Origin of the sequence: Picosynechococcus sp. NKBG042902 (genome assembly GCF_963864045.1) — a bacterium.
Lineage (GTDB): Bacteria > Cyanobacteriota > Cyanobacteriia > Cyanobacteriales > MRBY01 > MRBY01.
Genome location: NZ_CAWLTV010000075.1, coordinates 146,822 through 164,213, shown reverse-complemented (window position 1 = coordinate 164,213; position 17,392 = coordinate 146,822). Strand labels below are relative to the sequence as shown.

The 17,392-nt window shown below is 48.4% G+C and carries 18 protein-coding genes; 7 read left to right on the top strand and 11 right to left on the bottom strand.

What is annotated here, in order from left to right:
* Positions 1-59 precede the first annotated feature (59 nt).
* Positions 60-596, top strand: coding sequence for a TIGR02652 family protein (locus tag AACR41_RS13725; RefSeq protein ID WP_030006291.1), 537 nt, complete (start codon positions 60-62; stop codon positions 594-596).
* 14 nt (positions 597-610) lie between these two features.
* Here AACR41_RS13725 and AACR41_RS13720 read toward each other — a convergent pair whose 3' ends face one another.
* The gene (locus AACR41_RS13720; RefSeq protein WP_012306820.1) at positions 611-1,591 is read right to left on the bottom strand and encodes a LysR family transcriptional regulator; all 981 of its coding nucleotides are present in this window, start codon (positions 1,589-1,591) and stop codon (positions 611-613) included.
* Positions 1,592-1,733: 142 nt separating this feature from the next.
* Between AACR41_RS13720 and AACR41_RS13715 the strand changes: the two genes are divergently transcribed.
* From AACR41_RS13715 to miaA, 3 genes are all read left to right on the top strand, one after another.
* Positions 1,734-2,450 carry an NnrU family protein gene (locus AACR41_RS13715; RefSeq protein WP_030006290.1) on the top strand — a complete coding sequence of 239 codons (717 nt, stop codon included), beginning with the start codon at positions 1,734-1,736 and terminating at the stop codon, positions 2,448-2,450.
* A gap of 89 nt (positions 2,451-2,539) precedes the next feature.
* Complete coding sequence (locus AACR41_RS13710) at positions 2,540-2,875, top strand: thioredoxin family protein (protein ID WP_030006289.1); 336 nt, start codon at positions 2,540-2,542, stop codon at positions 2,873-2,875.
* Between the two features lie 7 nt (positions 2,876-2,882).
* Positions 2,883-3,779, top strand: a complete 897-nt coding sequence (gene miaA, locus AACR41_RS13705; RefSeq protein ID WP_030006288.1) for a tRNA (adenosine(37)-N6)-dimethylallyltransferase MiaA — start codon at positions 2,883-2,885, stop codon at positions 3,777-3,779.
* Positions 3,780-3,866: 87 nt separating this feature from the next.
* Here miaA and AACR41_RS13700 read toward each other — a convergent pair whose 3' ends face one another.
* Complete coding sequence (locus AACR41_RS13700) at positions 3,867-4,466, bottom strand: ATP-dependent Clp protease proteolytic subunit (RefSeq protein ID WP_012306816.1); 600 nt, start codon at positions 4,464-4,466, stop codon at positions 3,867-3,869.
* A gap of 64 nt (positions 4,467-4,530) precedes the next feature.
* Complete coding sequence (locus AACR41_RS13695; protein WP_012306815.1) at positions 4,531-5,217, bottom strand: ATP-dependent Clp protease proteolytic subunit; 687 nt, start codon at positions 5,215-5,217, stop codon at positions 4,531-4,533.
* Between the two features lie 118 nt (positions 5,218-5,335).
* Here AACR41_RS13695 and cobA point away from each other — a divergent pair, with 118 nt between their 5' ends.
* Positions 5,336-6,826, top strand: a complete 1,491-nt coding sequence (gene cobA, locus AACR41_RS13690; protein ID WP_030006287.1) for a uroporphyrinogen-III C-methyltransferase — start codon at positions 5,336-5,338, stop codon at positions 6,824-6,826.
* A 1-nt stretch (position 6,827) separates the two neighbouring features.
* Here cobA and AACR41_RS13685 read toward each other — a convergent pair whose 3' ends face one another.
* The 5 genes from AACR41_RS13685 to AACR41_RS13665 form a co-directional block, all read right to left on the bottom strand.
* A complete protein-coding gene (locus AACR41_RS13685) occupies positions 6,828-7,895 on the bottom strand; it encodes a hypothetical protein (RefSeq protein ID WP_030006286.1) in 1,068 nt (355 codons plus the stop codon).
* 153 nt (positions 7,896-8,048) lie between these two features.
* On the bottom strand, positions 8,049-10,550 hold the full coding sequence (locus AACR41_RS13680) for a U32 family peptidase (protein WP_030006285.1): 2,502 nt from the start codon (positions 10,548-10,550) through the stop codon (positions 8,049-8,051).
* Between the two features lie 44 nt (positions 10,551-10,594).
* Positions 10,595-11,545, bottom strand: a complete 951-nt coding sequence (locus tag AACR41_RS13675) for an AvaI/BsoBI family type II restriction endonuclease (RefSeq protein ID WP_030006284.1) — start codon at positions 11,543-11,545, stop codon at positions 10,595-10,597.
* On the bottom strand, positions 11,535-11,954 hold the full coding sequence (locus AACR41_RS13670) for a DNA cytosine methyltransferase (RefSeq protein ID WP_030006283.1): 420 nt from the start codon (positions 11,952-11,954) through the stop codon (positions 11,535-11,537). The genes AACR41_RS13675 and AACR41_RS13670 overlap by 11 nt, the downstream gene beginning before the upstream one ends.
* A complete protein-coding gene (locus AACR41_RS13665) occupies positions 11,944-12,690 on the bottom strand; it encodes a DNA cytosine methyltransferase (RefSeq protein ID WP_030006282.1) in 747 nt (248 codons plus the stop codon). Before AACR41_RS13665 ends, AACR41_RS13670 begins: the two co-directional genes overlap by 11 nt.
* 378 nt (positions 12,691-13,068) lie before the next feature.
* Between AACR41_RS13665 and AACR41_RS13660 the strand changes: the two genes are divergently transcribed.
* Complete coding sequence (locus tag AACR41_RS13660; RefSeq protein ID WP_030006281.1) at positions 13,069-13,644, top strand: hypothetical protein; 576 nt, start codon at positions 13,069-13,071, stop codon at positions 13,642-13,644.
* Between the two features lie 8 nt (positions 13,645-13,652).
* Here the strand turns inward: AACR41_RS13660 and AACR41_RS13655 are convergent, their stop codons facing one another.
* The 3 genes from AACR41_RS13655 to AACR41_RS13645 form a co-directional block, all read right to left on the bottom strand.
* The gene (locus AACR41_RS13655; RefSeq protein WP_012306808.1) at positions 13,653-15,095 is read right to left on the bottom strand and encodes a sodium/glutamate symporter; all 1,443 of its coding nucleotides are present in this window, start codon (positions 15,093-15,095) and stop codon (positions 13,653-13,655) included.
* 382 nt (positions 15,096-15,477) lie between these two features.
* Complete coding sequence (locus AACR41_RS13650) at positions 15,478-15,807, bottom strand: type II toxin-antitoxin system PemK/MazF family toxin (protein ID WP_030006280.1); 330 nt, start codon at positions 15,805-15,807, stop codon at positions 15,478-15,480.
* Complete coding sequence (locus AACR41_RS13645) at positions 15,795-16,055, bottom strand: AbrB/MazE/SpoVT family DNA-binding domain-containing protein (RefSeq protein ID WP_030006279.1); 261 nt, start codon at positions 16,053-16,055, stop codon at positions 15,795-15,797. Before AACR41_RS13645 ends, AACR41_RS13650 begins: the two co-directional genes overlap by 13 nt.
* 141 nt (positions 16,056-16,196) lie before the next feature.
* Between AACR41_RS13645 and AACR41_RS13640 the strand changes: the two genes are divergently transcribed.
* Positions 16,197-17,387, top strand: a complete 1,191-nt coding sequence (locus AACR41_RS13640) for a class I SAM-dependent rRNA methyltransferase (RefSeq protein WP_030006278.1) — start codon at positions 16,197-16,199, stop codon at positions 17,385-17,387.
* The last annotated feature ends 5 nt before the right edge of the window (positions 17,388-17,392 follow it).

Below are 17,392 nucleotides of genomic sequence, written 5' to 3'. Positions count from 1 at the left end.
CACAACTTTGAGGACGGCACAGCAAAATTTTTTATTCCAACTATACCGACACAAGTGCAATGGTTGAATCTAGCTTACATTACCCTATTTTTGGTGCTGAAATTCCCTGTCCCCATTGTCGTCAAATGATTCCAGCGTTAACTTTGACGGATAGTTATCTCTGCGATCGCCATGGTGCTTTTGAAGCAGATCCAGAAACAGAAACCTTAGTCCATCTCCAGTCCAGTCGCCAATGGAAACGCTGGGAAGAAAAATGGTACCGTCAACATACCCATCCTGACGGCATTCGCTTTGAAATCCACGAAGCCCTTGATCGCCTTTACACCCAGGGGTTACGGGCTACCAAAATTACCATCGCCCAACGCTACCAAACCTTAATGCGGCGCACCCTCGATTTTAAATCGGCCCCTGGACGGGGAGACATAACCCCAACGGACTATGCGGCCACCCCTTTAGTGCCCCACCTATACGGCCTCCCCGTGTTTTTTCATGATGCTGGCGATCGCCAAGACCGCTGGCAAATTGTCAACTTCGAGCTTGAAACCGAACCCGGCTCCCCCCGGCGTTATCCCTACCATTACCTGAGCCGAGAATAATCCCCATCAAACCCTTATTTTTGACCGGATTCTAGACCCTGGGGCATCAGCTCACTCAAATCAAACTTTTTCAACTGATTGGCAAATTGGGGCAAAATTTCGAGACAAAAGGCTTCCGCTGCCTTGGAGCGATAACGGTTTGGATTGACGATCACACTTAAAATACGCCGTACTTCCACATCTTCAATGCGCGCCCGGTGCAGCACACCCATCCGCAGTTCTTTCTCAATGGCCGTCACTGAGACAAAGGAAGCCCCTAGACCCGATTGCACAGCATTTTTAATTGCCTCGATGGAATTAAGTTCCATTTCAATCTTGAGCCGTTTGGTATCGATGTCGCAGCGAGTTAAGACTTGATCAATGACCTTGCGGATCGTCGATTGAGAATCGAGGGCAATGAATTTTAGTTTGTACAAATCATCTCGATAAATAGTTTCTGCCTTGGCGAGGGGGTGACTCACGGGCAAAATCAGGGACAGTTCATCCTCGGCATAGGGAACAATTTTCAACGTATCTTGCAACTCCGAAGGAACTTCGCCGCCAATGATTGCGAGATCCACTTGACCGTTAGCCACTCCCCAGGAGGTGCGTCGCGTCGAATGTACTTGTAACTGGACTGCCACATCGGGGTATTTCTGCCGGAAGCAACCAATCATCCGGGGAATGAGGTAGGTACCCGTGGTTTGGGAGGCGCCGACAATCAGGGTGCCCCCCTGGAGATTTTGTAAATCTTCAATGGCCCGACAGGTTTCTTGGCAGAGGGTAATAATTTTTTCGCCGTAATCGAGGAGAAGATAGCCGGCTTCGGTGAGTTGGGCGCGCCGTCCACCCCGGTCGAAGAGGGGGACATTGAGCTGTTTTTCGAGATTTTGTACCTGGAGGCTGACGGCAGGTTGGGAGACGTAGAGACTATCTGCTGCCCGTTTAAAGCTTCCTTCGGTGGAGATGGCTTTGAGGATACGGAGTTGATCCAGGGTAAATGGAATGTCAGACATATAGCCTCGGCAAAAAGGGACGACAAAGAGGGATCACGGCTGGTTTTATGATTGACAGTACCATAATAAGGGGATCGTATCTCTTTTCATGGATAATATAGCCTGTACTAATTTTAAGCAAAATACTTCGATCGACGGAATTATGACGGATTTGAGCTGGTTTTCGACAAGTCACTGGATTATGGCGGGTCTTTTGCTCGGTTTTGCGATCGCCCATAGTGGTTTGGCGGCGTTGCGTCCCTGGGGCGAACAAAGAATCGGTTCTCGCCTATACCGGGTGCTCTTTGCCTTGGTGAGTATTCCCTTCGCCACTGGTTTGATTATTTACTTCTTTAACCACCGCTACGATGGCCTAGTGTTGTGGCAAATCCAGGGGGACGCTTGGGTGAAACCGACGGTGTGGTGGCTGTCGGCGATTTCGTTTTTCTTTTTGTATCCTTCGACATTTAACTTGCTCGAAATTGCGGCGGTCAAGCAGCCCCAGGTGCATCTCTACGAAAAAGGGATCATTCGCATCACCCGTCACCCCCAGATGGTCGGTCAGTTAATTTGGTGCGTGGCTCACACCCTCTGGATCGGCAGTTCTTTCACGTTGCTCACCTCCATTGGTTTGATGGCCCACCATATTTTTGCGGTTTGGCATGGCGATCGCCGTCTGAGATCCCGTTATGGGCAGACGTTTCTGGCGGTGAAAGAACGCACCTCGATCATTCCCTTTCTGGCGATTCTCCAGGGACGTCAACAGCTTAAACTAGAAGAATTCCTCAAGCCTGCCTATGTCGGTGTTACAGCCTTCATTGCCCTGCTCTGGTGGGGGCACCCCTGGTTGATGGTGATGACGGCTAAAGTGCCCTGGTAACGGAAAAAAAGATGATCCCCAGGACCGATACAGGTAAGATAAGAGACCACAGATAATATTGAGTATGTGAGCGAAAAGAACAGGCAATTATGGTTCTATCAATCACCGAAGCGGATTTTACCCAGACTGTTTTAGAAGCCAATCAACCTGTTTTGGTGAACTTTTGGGCACCCTGGTGTGGTTTGTGTCATTTGCTCCATCCCTTTTTGGTGAAGTTGCAAAAGGAATGGGAAGGACAATTTCTTTTGGTCGATGTTAATGCCGACGATAACCTAAAGCTCGCCAATACCTATCGCCTCAAAACCCTCCCGACTTTAATTTTGTTCAACGATGGCACGATCATTGAGCGCATCGATAAGTTCCAAAACCGCGATCGCCTTAATGCCCAGCTCGAACAACTCCTCCAGGGCGTGGTGATCCCCTAAATTTTTTATGACTGCCCCCCTCATCGTCATCTGTGGTGCCACCGCGACGGGTAAATCCGGTTTGGCCCTAAAACTTGCCAAAAAACTGGACATGGTAATTCTTAGCGCCGATTCGCGCCAAATTTACAAAGAATTCGACATCGGTACAGCGAAACCAACCCCTGAAGAGCAGCAGAAAATTCCCCATTACCTGATCGATATTTGTGAACCGACAGAAACGCTCACCTTGGCGGAATACCAAGCCCAGGCCCAAGCAATAATCGCGCAATTTCACGCCGAACAGAAGCCCGTTTTACTCGTCGGCGGCACTGGCCTTTACATTAAAGCGATTACCAAGGGTTTAAAAATTCCCCGGGTTGCGCCTCAACCGGATCTGCGCCAACAATTTATTGAACTCGGACAACCCTACAGTTATCAACTACTGCAGAAACTTGACCCAGAAGCTTGCAGAAAAATTCACCCCAATGACCAAGTGCGTACCCTCCGTGCCCTAGAGGTTTTTTATGTCACCGGGGAACCGATTAGCCGCCAACAGGGAGAGAATCCGCCGACTTATTCGATCCTCGAAATTGGTCTCGATTGCGCTCCCGACCACCTCGATCAACGGATCCGTCAACGCACCCAGCAGATGATTGACCAAGGCTTTGTTGCTGAGGTTGAACGCTTGGGTAAAAAATACGGTTGGGATCTGCCCCTCCTGAATACCCTGGGTTATGCAGAATTTCGGGATTATGTACGCGGTCAAGGGACATTAGAAGAGGCGATCGCCAACACTGTCCTCCACACCCGCCAATTTGCCAAACGCCAACGCACTTGGTTCCGCGCCAATCCAGATATTCACTGGCTCGATAACACCGCCCCAGATCTCCTTGAGCAAGCCCTCAATCTCATTACTCAACAATAGAGATTTGAAAGATTTTCCACATAAAAAAGCACCCTTTCGCGAGAAAGAATGCTTCAACGAATTTAAGGTTGAAAAATCAGACAAACATTAAGGACGTTCTTCAATTACCTTATCGATCAGGCCATATTCCAACGCTTCCTGGGCTGACATAAAGTAATCCCGATCCGTATCCTTCTCAATTTTTTCGATGGATTGACCTGTGTGGGCTGCCATCAATTCATTGAGTTGATGCTTAATGCGGATAATTTCCTTGGCTTCAATGTCAATATCTGTCGCTTGACGACGACCTTGGATCCCACCGAGGGGTTGGTGGATCATAATCCGGGAGTGGGGCAGGGCCAGGCGCTTCCCTTTCGTGCCCGCAGACAACAAAAACGCCCCCATAGAAGCCGCTAAGCCCACACAAATGGTGACTACTTCCGACTTGATGTGTTTCATCGTGTCGTAAATCGCCAGACCCGCCGTCACCGAGCCACCGGGGGAGTTGATGTAGAGATAGATCGGCTTGCTGGGATCTTCAGAATCGAGGTAAAGCATGATGGCAATAATTTGGTTTGCCAAAGCATCATTGACACCCCGACCGAGGAAAATAATCCGTTCACGGTACAAACGGTCATAGATATTGATCCAGTCAGAATAGGGCTGACCGGGCATTTGATAGGGAACTTTGGGTACACCGATGGGCATGGATTTTGTTTACCTTGATCTGAACAACGGGAAAAAATGGGGTGATTTTAAGCAATCACGAAGGCTACAGAGCCGGTACGGGGGACGGCAAATCCTTCGAACTTTCGAGCACTTTATCGATAATGCCGTATTCGAGGGCCTGCTGGGGTGTCATGTAAAACATCCGGTCAGTGTCCTTTTCGAGTTTTTCGAGGGGTTGACCTGTATATTTAGACATCATTTGCAGGATTGTCCGTTTGTTTTCGATCACTTCCTTCGCCCGAATTTGAATATCGGAAGCTTGGCCCTGGGCTCCTTGGCGCGCTTGGTGGAGAATAATCGTCGAGTGGGGTAGGCTCGCGCGGCAGCCCTTCGTGCCAGCAGCAAGGATCATGGCCGCTGTTCCCATCGCTTGACCGAGGCAAATGGTGTGCACTGGCGGCGTGATGTAGTTGAGGGTATCGCAGATGGCAAAGGCTTCTGTTTCAAACCCAATGGAATCACCACCGTACCAAGAAGTCCCGGTGGAGTTGATGTACATATAAATCGGTTTATCGGGATCATCAAACTGTAAAAATAACAGTTGGGCGATGATCAGTTCGGTCACATCGACGCCAATTTGATCTTTATACTCGTCGGGAGAGACCAGGGGAAGGCCGAGATAAACGATGCGTTCTTTTAGCAGTAGGGAAGGGAGATCTGGCGGTGGTGTCCTGTAGGTGGAGCCGCCACCTCTGTAGGGTGCTTGTACAGCCTGAATCGGTGAGTTCATAGATCTTTTAATGCGTTGGGTAACGTGTTGGCGTTACGGTTGCGGGGTGTTTTTGTCTGATTTTGTCTTAGCATCTAATTTTAACGCAAGGTTTGACGGTGGTTTAGGGCGATCGCACATGGGAAAAGTATTTTTGCTGGGAGCGGGTTTAGGGACAAAGGACTATTTAACGGTGCGGGGTTGGGAGATCCTCCAACGGGCGGAAGTGGTGATTTACGATGCCCTGGGTTCCCAAGAACTGTTGAATCTGCTGCCCCAGGACTGTTTACGGTTATTCGTCGGCAAGCGAGGCGGCCAAAAGAGTACACCCCAAGAAGAAATTAATCGTCTTTTGGTTGAGCATGGACAATCGCCAAAACGGGTGGTGCGCCTGAAGGGGGGAGATCCGTATATTTTTGGGCGATCGCACCCAGAGATTTTGGCACTCCAAGGGGCAGGCTGTGCTTTTGAGGTGGTCCCTGGCATTTCATCGGCCTTAGCGGCACCTTTGCTAGCAGGCATTCCCCTTACCCACAAGGATTTGGGGCGCGGCTTTTTTGTGGGGACAGCCCATGATCTAGAGGCCTTTGATTGGACAGCCCTAGCCCAATTGGAAACTTTGGTTTTTTTGATGGGGGGACGCAATTTAGAGGACATTTGTCGGCGCTTGATGGCAGCGGGGCGATCGCCTCATTTACCAGTGGCCATCGTGCGGGCGGCGGGATTGCCAGAGCAGCAGGTCTGGACGGGAACGTTACAGACCATTACGAAGCAAACGGCGACGGTTCAAAAACTTTCGCCCTGTGTGATCATTGTGGGTCAGGTAGTTAGTCTCCGGGAGGATTACATGGATCCGGCTCCATTGGGTGGCAAAACAATTCTGATTACCCGCGCTGCGTCGCAATCGAGCGAATTTACCAAACTTTTGGCGGAAACTGGCGCAAAGGTCTTGGAAATGCCCGCTTTAGAGATTCGTGAGCCCTCCACCTGGGAACCCCTCGACCAGGCGATCGCCACCCTAGAAACCTTTGACTGGCTGATCCTCACCTCGGCCAACGGCGTTGAATATTTTTTCCAGCGACTCGCAACCTTGGGCAAAGATGTGCGGGCCTTAGGTAAGCTCAAAATTGCCGTCGTCGGCAAAAAAACAGAAAAATTTTTGCGCCAACATGACCTAAAAGCAGACTATATTCCCCTTGATTTCATTGCGGATTCTTTGGTGGAAAACTTTCCCGATCCGCTGCAAAATCAAAAAATCCTTTTTCCCCGGGTCGAAACAGGCGGGCGAAAAATCCTAGTGCAAGAACTCGCCCAACAGGGTGCCCAGGTGGTTGAAGTGTCCGCCTATGAATCGGGCTGTCCGCGACAAATTCCGGCGGCGGTGTGGCAAGCTCTCGAAGCACAAACCATCGATCTAGTAACCTTTGCGAGTTCTAAAACAGTGCGCAACTTTTGGCAGCTAATTCAGCAGCAGGGGGGGGATTTAGCGTTATTAAAACCGCTGAAAATTGCCTCCATTGGCCCCCAAACTTCCCAGACTTGCTTCGAGCTTTTCCAGCGGGTTGATCTCGAAGCCGAGGTTTACACCCTAGAAGGCTTACGGGATGCCATTCTGGCCCATTACATATAATTCACAATCCCGAAGAGCGGACTTGATAGGGGATTTCTTCGATGGGAAGATTGTCTAAATTCCAGTCGGCGTAATGCAATTGGAGGCGTTTTTCGCCCGCATATTCAACGATTTTGCCGCCATATAAACGGGCATCGGTGCCGAGGCTTTGAATTTTGATGCTGCCGTTAAAGACCGTGGCCCGGGCGAGATAAATCACCAAGTCGTCGCGGGAAGGACGATTGACCGTGGTACTGGCAGTGAGGTGGGCTAAACCCCGTTCGTCTAATTCTTGGGCGATCGCCACCGCTGTATTGCGAATGCCGCGAATCGCCACAATATTGGCCGCCACCGCCATCGTAATGTCAATTTTTTTGGTATCCGTCAGGACGGCATTGTGGGCTAAAAAATGAAAATTTTCTTCCCCTAAATCATTGCGAATGCGGCGATGGATTGGATTGTGGGCGTTGTAATTTTTCAAGGTACCGACAATTGCACCACAGGCGTTGCGGGGTTCACGCCATGGCGATTCACGGGTTTTGCCATAGACCTGCTTGCCATCCTGACGCAACCGTCCCACATGGGTTTTGAGATCAATGGCCACAAGGGAAATGGATTGGGGATTGCCTGCGTACACACGCCGCTTTAAAGATTCATCTAGCTCGTGGGCCACGGTGACATGGGCTAAGGTTTCGCCGTCATCGGTGCCCCCACCCGCCGGGAAAAACGCCTCTAATTTTAATTCGCCAATTTCCGAGAGGGTGGCAAAACGGGAAGCAACGACATCTCGATAACGTTTTGTGGCTTCCCCCTGGTGAATGCGATCGCCGCAGTTGGTGTAGGCGAGGGTAGTCACCACACTGGGCAAACTCATATCGGCCCCACAAGCTTTAATATCCGTTGAATCGGAGGCAACAAATTGCAATTCATCCCGCAAAATCTGGAGGCCGCTGATCAGGGCATAGCGATCGCTGACGATTTCGTTCAGGTAATTATGGTAGGCATTACGTTCCATCCCGAAACTGGCGGCGAGTTGCCAAAATTGCTTGACCCGTGCTTCGGTAGGGGCCGCATTAAAGGGTAGAGTCATAAAATTTTATCTGGAACGTTGATGTGATTGATTGTGGCGTCTTGGGGGAGATGACTATGGTCAGTCTGTTTAACGACCCATAATTGTGGTGCGGCCCATTGCTGACGATGATCTGTGACAGTTCTGATTGGAGGAAGCAGGGCGATCGCCTTTTTATTCTAGCGAACCACGGGTTACTCCCAATTGATTTTGGAGCTTGAGGGTTTGCCAGAGCTGTGATCCAGAAATTTTTCCTGTGAGTAATTTTTGGTAAAGATCAATGGTCTTGGTAATCTCTGCGGGAGATTCGTCCACAAATTCAACGCGGAAGTGCTGCACTCCCAAATCTATAAAATGCTGCATATATTCTGCGCCAGTCTGGGCGGTGCCATTAAACACCGTATTCCGACAGCCCGCATCAGCAACTAAAACATGCTCAATACCCGTGCGATCACCTAATTTCACTTCATGACTTTCGCAGGGGCGACCACAATTAGTGAAATCGGTTCCATCGGAGAGAAACGCGCAGAAAACACAATGTTCCATGTGAAACATCGGCATATGTTGGTGGATCGTGATTTCAAACCAGTGGGGTGGTGCTTTTTTAAGAAGTGATTCTAACTGGTGAATATTGAGGTCATAGGAGGCCGTGAGACGTTCTAGGGGAAAAGTTTGTTTAAAATAATTGGCACTGATTGGGTTGGAAATATTTAAAGAAAAATCAGCGGTAATCCGTTCATTTTTAAAAAAGTTTAGCTGGTCATAGTTCCGAATCAAATAGCCATCTGCTTGACTAGACAGCACTTGCTTGAGAATGTATTGTTCCTTGGGTTTGGTGATTCGGGGCGGTGCCACCCAAATTTCTGGTTGCTGCTCAGTTTGTTTCGTCAGTTTCACTGCTTCACGGTAGTTAATCGGATTTTCAAACTCACAATAAATGGTCTGGATATTTGTCCCTAAAACAGCTTTGAGTTGTGATAAATTGCGCACTAAAACAATGATTTGCGTTGATTGGTTCGCTGCTTTTTCTAAATGAGGTAAAAGATTTTGATGGGATGCGTTACCATTTAGCTGCCAACGTTTTGGCTGACCGCGTAAAGCTTCCAATTGCGCTACTATTTCCCGCCGCATTCGATTTAGTTCACTCACAGGGAGAATGGCCTCACCAAGCAGATTATTCTCTAAATGCTGGAGATAAAAAGGGGTATTTCCTAAGCGGCCAAATTGTTCCGTTAAACGTTCCGTTGTTAGGGGTTTCTTGATTGCGGTGTCGAGAAGAATTTCTGATGTGACTTGGACAATATTGCCCTGCCCATCACGGGCGATCGCCGTCAATTTTTCACCAATTTTTCCGTGAATTTCTATCGTAATTGGCCGCTGAAACTGAATTTTTTCACTGGTAAAGGTTTGACGTAATTTTTTATCCAGTTCTGGATCGCTGGTTTTCCAGAGGCGATCGCCAACCCGCACCCTGCGCAAGTTCACATCCCGCCGCCCAAAGGTGACAATCGTATCTTTTCCCTGGGTTTCAACGGCGTAAACTCGCCCCCCTTGTTCGCGATCTGCGGGTTTCCCCTGATCAAAGACTATCCCATCCCCGGCCTTTAGGGGCGCTTCTAAGTGCAAAATAACTTGTTTATCGCGACCATCACGAATCTGCTTGATTTCACCAAGGAATACACCTCTTTTCTTGCCAAAGCGACCATGAACAAGGCTTTGATTATCGATGCCGTCGAGCCAACCCGTGTACAACCCACGCGAAAAGGCCATTTCTAATTGATATTTTTCCTGGTCTGAAACCTCTTGCTCAATGCCCTGCACCGCCCGATCAATGGCCTGGCGATAAACCTGGGTGACACTGGCCACATATTCCGGTTGTTTTAAGCGTCCTTCGATTTTTAGCGACACGACGCCCGCTTTAATTAAGTCCGGCAAAACAGGTAATCCCGCCAAATCTTGGGGGCTTAGTAGGTAACGTCTGTCACCCAGATCAAATGGCTTACCATCGACAATCATTTCGTAGGGCATCCGGCAAGCTTGGGCGCATTCCCCGCGATTGGCCGACCGTCCACCGAGGGATTCACTGGTTAAACATTGCCCGGAATAGGCGACGCACAACGCCCCGTGGACAAACACTTCTAGCGGCATTGAGATCTTTTGTTGCCCCAATTCCTGCTGAATTTTATTGATTTCCTTGATCGAACATTCCCGCGCCAATACCACCAAATCACAACCCAAATTTTGCGCGAACTCGACCCCTACGGCACTGGTGACGGTCATTTGCGTTGAACCATGGATCGGAAAATCGGGCGACAATTGCCGAATTAATTGGCACAGCCCCACATCCTGGACAATCGCCGCATCGACTCCCGCCGCAATAATTGACCGCAAATATTGTTCGACTGCCGCCAATTCCGAGGTGAAAATCAGCGTATTTAACGTCACATAGCCCTTCACGCCACGCCGATGCAAATACGCCATCAACTCCGGCAAATCTGACTCGACAAAATTTTGCGATCGCATCCGGGCGTTGAATTTATCCAGCCCAAAATAAATCGCATCGGCTCCATTTTCTACGGCGGCGATCGCACAGTCCCAATTTCCCGCCGGCGCCAACAATTCAGGGGTGTGTAGTCGGGTGGTGGATTCTACAGATATAACAGGGGAAGTAGACATAGATTTATCAAAATAGAGAGGCGATCGGGTTTGATTTTGTAAAGTTATTGCGTTATTAGCCACTCACACAATGCAGATAATTGATTATCAACAGTGAGATTTGCTGCGTTACTAAGTTCACCTGTCTGGCATTGTTCGTAAATCTCTGCCGACATACTGGTTTCTATCGCAGCCCCAATGAAAAATAAGTGGATTTTGTTCTTGAAAGAATCTCTTACTCTACTAAGAGCTGTATTTGCCGTTTTCCAATGTTCATCTGCCCCGGCTGGATCAATTCCGCCCTTTAACTCACCGATGGCAAGATACTTATTCTTATCGTTAAGGATATTAGCCAAAATAGACGAGGTTACTCCTTCAATCTTGTCATTTAGCAGCACGATATCAATATTCTTTTTGACCTGTGGAACATTAATGTTGAAAATTAGAGATCGATAAGTTGTTTTATTTTTCCATCTTAAGGCTTTCGTTCGTGCAGCCATCTCAGCTCTATAGTTTTTGTTTGAAATCCATTGCGAACGTTTTGGAAATAGTTCAAATTCAATATCATGCACCTGTAACTGGGCAACGATAAATCTGACGAATTTCTCTTCTGCGATAGAACCAACAATGTTGCGCATTTTACCACCAAGAGCATCTCCAAGTGTGAGCAAGTAACGATAGACAATCTCATCGATATACTTTTTGCCACAAGGTGCAAGAACCTCCTTAACAAAGCCTGCAAGAATTTCATTTTTGTCCATGTCATCGAGGTGAGCCTTCGCCTTGACAGATACACCCGCTGCCTCAATGAGTGTTTCTCGGATGTCATAGAGTTTGAGAATATCCTCTGCACACTTTGTATTCTTCTGAAGAGATACTTGTAGAGCTTTCGCCTTATCGATAAATGGAATAGACTCTTTATTGCGACGAAGAGCATATTCAAGAAAACCACTTCTGCGAGCATCTTTTGTCGTCACAAGGTCACTGAAATTGTTTACAAACTGATTATTTTTCATCAATGACATCCAGAAGCTGTTCGCTAACCGCTTTAGCAACAGCTTCAGCAAGTAACGGTGGTACTGCATTACCCACTTGTCCAAACTGAGTCATCGCCACTTTACGTTTACTACTATAAGAATCAAGTCGAGTTCCGGTAAACTCCCAATCAAGGGGAAAGGTTTGCAAACAAGCCAGTTCACGAACTGTGAGCATTCGATCTTCAAAAGGATGAATAAAATCTCGATAACCACTACGGGTCACTGTAGGAGATGGCTGGTTCGGATCTAACCTGCGGTAGGTTGAACCAAATGTCTTTGTCTGTTCTGAGAGTTTACCCCCTTGTTTGACTTTACGAATTTTTTCTAGAGTGGAAGGTGCATGAGCTGTTTGTTCGTGATTTTTGATATGAACGTTTTTAATATCCATGATTCTTTATCCTATCTTTTATAGTCTGCGAAACTCTTAGTGCCATCGCTGAAGGAGGGGTTGCAGGGGGGAGAGTGCTAATTGCATCTTGAACAGTTTTGTAAGGTTTTAGCTGCTTGCCAAAAAGATCTATCTGTCTCGCTTGGTTGCTAGGCCCATGAGTTGGTTCAGGAAATTGGAATGTTTTGCCCAAACGATTACCTACGATGAATACTCTTTCTCTAAATTGCGGAACACCAAAATCAGCAGCATTTAGGACATGATACGAAACAGCGTATTTATATTCTTTTCCAGCGTATTTTATAGGCTGCGATGCTTCTGTCATGATAGCCTCAAGAGCCTTTCCCTTTGACCAATTGATCATTCCTTTGACATTCTCCATAACAAAACACTTTGGCAATGCCTCCCTGACTACACGTAGAAACTCAAGTACCAGCATTCCTCTCGGATCATCCATTCCCATACGTCTACCTGCTAGGCTGAAACTTTGGCAAGGGGGGCCACCAATAACTAGGTCAATTTCAAGAGGATTGACCTTTGCCGCTTCTAAGATAGCCTGTGTTGTAATTGAGGTGATGTCGCCTTCAATGACTGGAGTGTCCGGCATATTAAGCCTTAGAGTATTGCAGCAAGACGGATCTTGTTCCACAGCTACCGCCGTACTGAAGCCAGCAGCGTGAAAGCCGATGTCCATGCCACCAGCTCCGGCAAATAGGCTTATCAGTTTTTTTTCCATTATGAATTTTGTGTTATTGTACAGCTCACCTAAAGATTATCTCTTAGGGATCAGGACAATACTACCTTGAGTGGATCAAGTCTCTCGAAGGGTAGGCGATCGCCTTTTATGGATATTGCAGATGGGATAACGGTAGGTAAGCTATTCCGGTACAGTACACTCAATGCTATCTGCTCCTCTAACCATAGCGACAGAGCCTGACTTGTGCAGCAACTAAGGTCTTCATCCAATTCATTTCCCCCGGCAGGGCTACATCCCCTGACCGCACTGCCAGAATCCTATCAGACTGCCTTTCGCCAGGGAAGCGCCCACCATCTACCAGGACGGTTTTTACGCGCACAGACAGATTGGTTTGTCCAAATCTGCTTACTGCCCTTCATGATTATGTATGCATTGCCCATTCTGGGACTGGTGCCAGCTTTAATTTCCCAGGCCATCTATCAGCCCAGCAGTTATGGGCGACTTTGGCAAACCCTGACCCAACAGAACTTACCGGAATTGGGGTTTACGCTTCTATTGTTCCTAATCTTGGCGGTTTTGATCGGCTATTGCACTTATATGTCCTGGGATCTGGCCCAATCGTTCTACCGTACCTGGCATTGCTCTCGACTGCGCAAACGGAAAGAGGAAGGCTACGGAATTGTGCTGTTGTCCCATGGGCTGGTGGGCCGCTTGATTGATAACCTAGGGCGACATAATTGTCTGTGGTTACCGCGCCAGGCGATCGCCGATATTGCTTGGCACCGAATGCGCGAAGAGGGAGCAAAACGATCCTACTGGGTGAACCGAACGCGCATCTGCTACGTTTCTGCCAAAGGGAAAAAACACTGGCTCACCCTAGAAGGTCGCATCGTGGATCTGGGGTATTCCAACCATGGACATACCGATGACCGCGCCGATCGTGCTCTTTATGAGGTCTTAGTGAAATGGTGGAAAGGGCGATCGCCTCAATAAACACAATCTCAAAGGGAAGGCGATCGCCGTCTTTGTTGCTGGTTCTGGCGAATAATCAAGAATCCCATCGCCAACCAAAAAATCAACAGCCCGCCCGTGAGCAATAGCACTGGTACCAGGCCAAATCGAACAACAAGCGCCGGCGCTGCCGCTGTGAATAATCCACCGCCGACAATCGGCTCAAAGAACAGTTGTTTATAAGCAAAACTCTCAAACGCACCGGTGCGGTTCTCCGGATCCACCATTCTCAAGAGTAAAATTCCCGTGGCCGTCACTCCCATCGACTGACCCATATCGCCGATTCCTTTTTCAAACCAATGACTCGGAAAAATACGTGGGGCGAAATAAAGAAACATCACCACATTCCAGGTGATGCCTACGACACTCAAAATGGTAAATACACCCAAGTTGGAACCAATTACACTCAGGGAGATAGAGGCCAGTGCCGTCACCACGACCACATCCAAGGCTAAACCCGCAATGTTACTCATCAGCGAGCGAATAATCAAAGGCGCTAACCCCAAACGTTCCATCACCAACTGCACAATGATGCCGCCAATCAGAGCCATCGGGAATAACGGTACATAGGAGATGACTTCAAACCCAGTTTGTCCCCAGGTAACCGACTCCACCCAAACCAGTGCTTCTAAAATAAGCCAACCAATCACAATCGCTGCGCCGACAATGCCAAAATTGATCGACAGAGGATCAATCAGTAGATTACGCATGAGTTGGGCACGACGACGGCGCACCTCAGGAGATTCCGTTTCTGTCAGTTCCGGTACACCATCTAAATCTTCTACAGCTTTCTGAAAAGATGTCACATGGCCCTTACGCCGGCCCCAATCTGCTAGCGCCGTACCCGCAACAATTCCGCCAACAATGCCCACCGTGGCAATGCCCAAGGCCAGATCCGCACCTGCCTCAAAGCCCAGTTCAGTAAACGTCTCAGCCATCCCGCCAGCGGTGCCATGCCCTCCTTCAAAGCCAATCTCGATCAAGCAAGCAGCAATGGGATTTACGCCAAATAGCGGCATCAAAATCAGCAGGGTTACCAAGATTCCCACTACGTATTGACCCCAGGCCAACGTTTGCCCAAAAACGACTTGAGGAGCCGTTTTTGTCCAAATATCTTTTGGTCGTGGAATAGCTTCCCCAAGGAATAGGGCCGCAAAGACAATATTGATAAAGATCCCTGGCGATTGTGACCAAACGGCGCGAATCGGTTCTGAAAAAAGCCCATCTGACAGGATCGAGGTTCCCCCAGAAATAGCAGTGGCGATCGCCCCCAAAACTTGAGGCCCCAGCAGCAGTGCTAATACACCAGCCACAATGGATTCAGGTAAATAAAGCCTCTGGATCCAGCGCACTTTTTGTTTGACGTACCGCCCCGCTAAAACCAGTAACGCAATTAGGATAAAGGCAAAAAAAACATCTCTGAGAGTAAACATGACCCCGTTTCGTCCACTAAATAAATATCCTGGACAGGAAAGTAATAGACTGTGCAACAGACATGAGTACAACAAAATTCATCCTGTTTTTCTTTGATTCCATGGATGAGTTGTGCGCTAACTTACTGTTTCACTGACCTGAATAGGACTGACTTGCATCATAGGGAAAGTTTGGAATTACGGAGTGATTAGAGTTACAGAACTCTACAGAACCGCTTATCTGATGTGCAGTGTTTTATACATTGCCGTTACTGGCGAGGAACAACTCCCTTGGTCTGGCTCTACGTCGTAGGGAGTTGCGATCAGATGGCGGCACAATTTCGCCTGTTTCAGAAGGCGATCGCCCTGACCCAATTGCCCGCCGGAGTCAACAATCTAAAATTCACTCAGCAAACATCTCCGCCAAAGTTTCAAGCATTGTTCTTTGTTCATCTTGATTAATTTGACCCAGCTTTTTGACGAGTCGAGACTTATCAATTGTACGGATTTGATCCAGAACAATTTGCCCACTTTTACCCTGAAACTGACACGTAACACGAGTCGGATAGGCTCTTCCTTTCGTTGTCATTGGCGCAACAATTACCGTCGCGATATGGCAGTTCATCTCATCTGGCGAAATGATCACACAGGGTCGTGTCTTTTGGATTTCACTACCGACGGTGGGATCGAGATTCACCAAAAAAACATCAAAACGTTTGGCTACCATTCCCATTCTGTCTGATCCCAATCGGTAGCATTAACTTCGTCCAACAAAATATCATCCTGTCGCTGGGCCATTGCCGAAAAAGCTTCATCCCAGCCTCGGCGTGAGCGGGGGGCGGTGCGAATGGTTAGATGGTCGCCTTGCACTTCAATTTCAACTTCTGTGTCAATGCCACTTTGTTCTAAAAGTAGCTTGGGAATACGAATGCCTTGGGAATTCCCAATTTTTACGATGCGGGTTCGAATGACTGCGCCCATGACTGACTGATTTTAGCGACAAAACGTAATTACATTGTAGCCACAAAAGCCATTTGATGAATTTTGGTGTAGCTCATTATTTAGGGGGCGATCGCCGACGGGAACGATCAATAATAGAAGGCTGCCCATTCTACGATTCCCATGGCAAAACTCCGCGAAATCACCATTTCCCCCCAACTGAAAAAGCATCTCGTGCAAGGCCATCCTTGGATCTATCGCGATAAATTGCCGAAGAGTCTCCGCTTTGAAACGGGGGAATGGTTGCGAGTTAAATGTGGCAACTGGACGGGATTCGGCCTTTGGGATAACAAAAGTCCCATTGCTGTGCGTATTTTTTCCCAACGGCATCTGCCTGACCGTCGCTGGTTACAACAGCAGGTACAAACAGCCTGGGATTTACGGGAACCCCTGCGCCAAAGCAATTGCACCGCCTACCGCTGGCTCTTTGGGGAAGGCGATCGCCTGCCAGGAATTACGGTGGATCTCTATGGGGAATACGCCGTCGTGCAAACTTATATGGAAGCGGCCAATGTACTGCTCGATTGGCTCGTGCGATCGCTGCGGGAAGTCGCCCCACTACAGGGAATTTTATGGCGCACCAAACATTTAGAAAATTTAGAAGATCGCGATACAGACAGCAAAATCCAAGTGCTCTGGGGCAAGGAACCCAAGGGCGATATTACCGTGACTGAACATGGTCTGGTTTTCCAGGTGAATCTGCAAACGGGCCAAAAAACAGGATTATTTCTTGATCACCGGGAAAATCGCAAATTTATTGGCGAAATTAGCCGCGATAAAACCGTTCTCAACTGTTTTTCTTACACCGGAGCCTTTTCTCTCTATGCCCTGCGCGGTGGTGCCAGCCAGGTGACCAATGTCGATGTGGGTAAACAATTAGCGGAAGTCGCCAACACCAATGTACGCCTCAATCAGTTTGACCCAGGCAAACACACCTTTGTCACCGCCGACTGCTTTGATGTGCTCAACCGCTACGCCCAAGCAAAACAAACCTTCGATCTTGTGATCCTCGATCCGCCCAGTTTCGCTAAAAGCAAGAAAAATCGGTTTGCCGCCATCCGCGCCTATACCAAACTCAATGCCCTCGCCCTCCAATGCGTCGCCCCTAATGGATTATTGGTTTCTGCCAGTTGCACCAGCCAAGTCAGCCCCGAAGCCTTCCGAGAAATGCTTGCCAGTGCCGCCGCCGCCGCCAATTATTACCTGCAAATTATCCACGAGGCCGGACAACCTATTGATCATCCGGTGCCAGCCGCTTTTCCAGAGGGACGCTATTTAAAATTTGTTGTTGCGAAGGTCAGCCCCATTATTTAGCGATG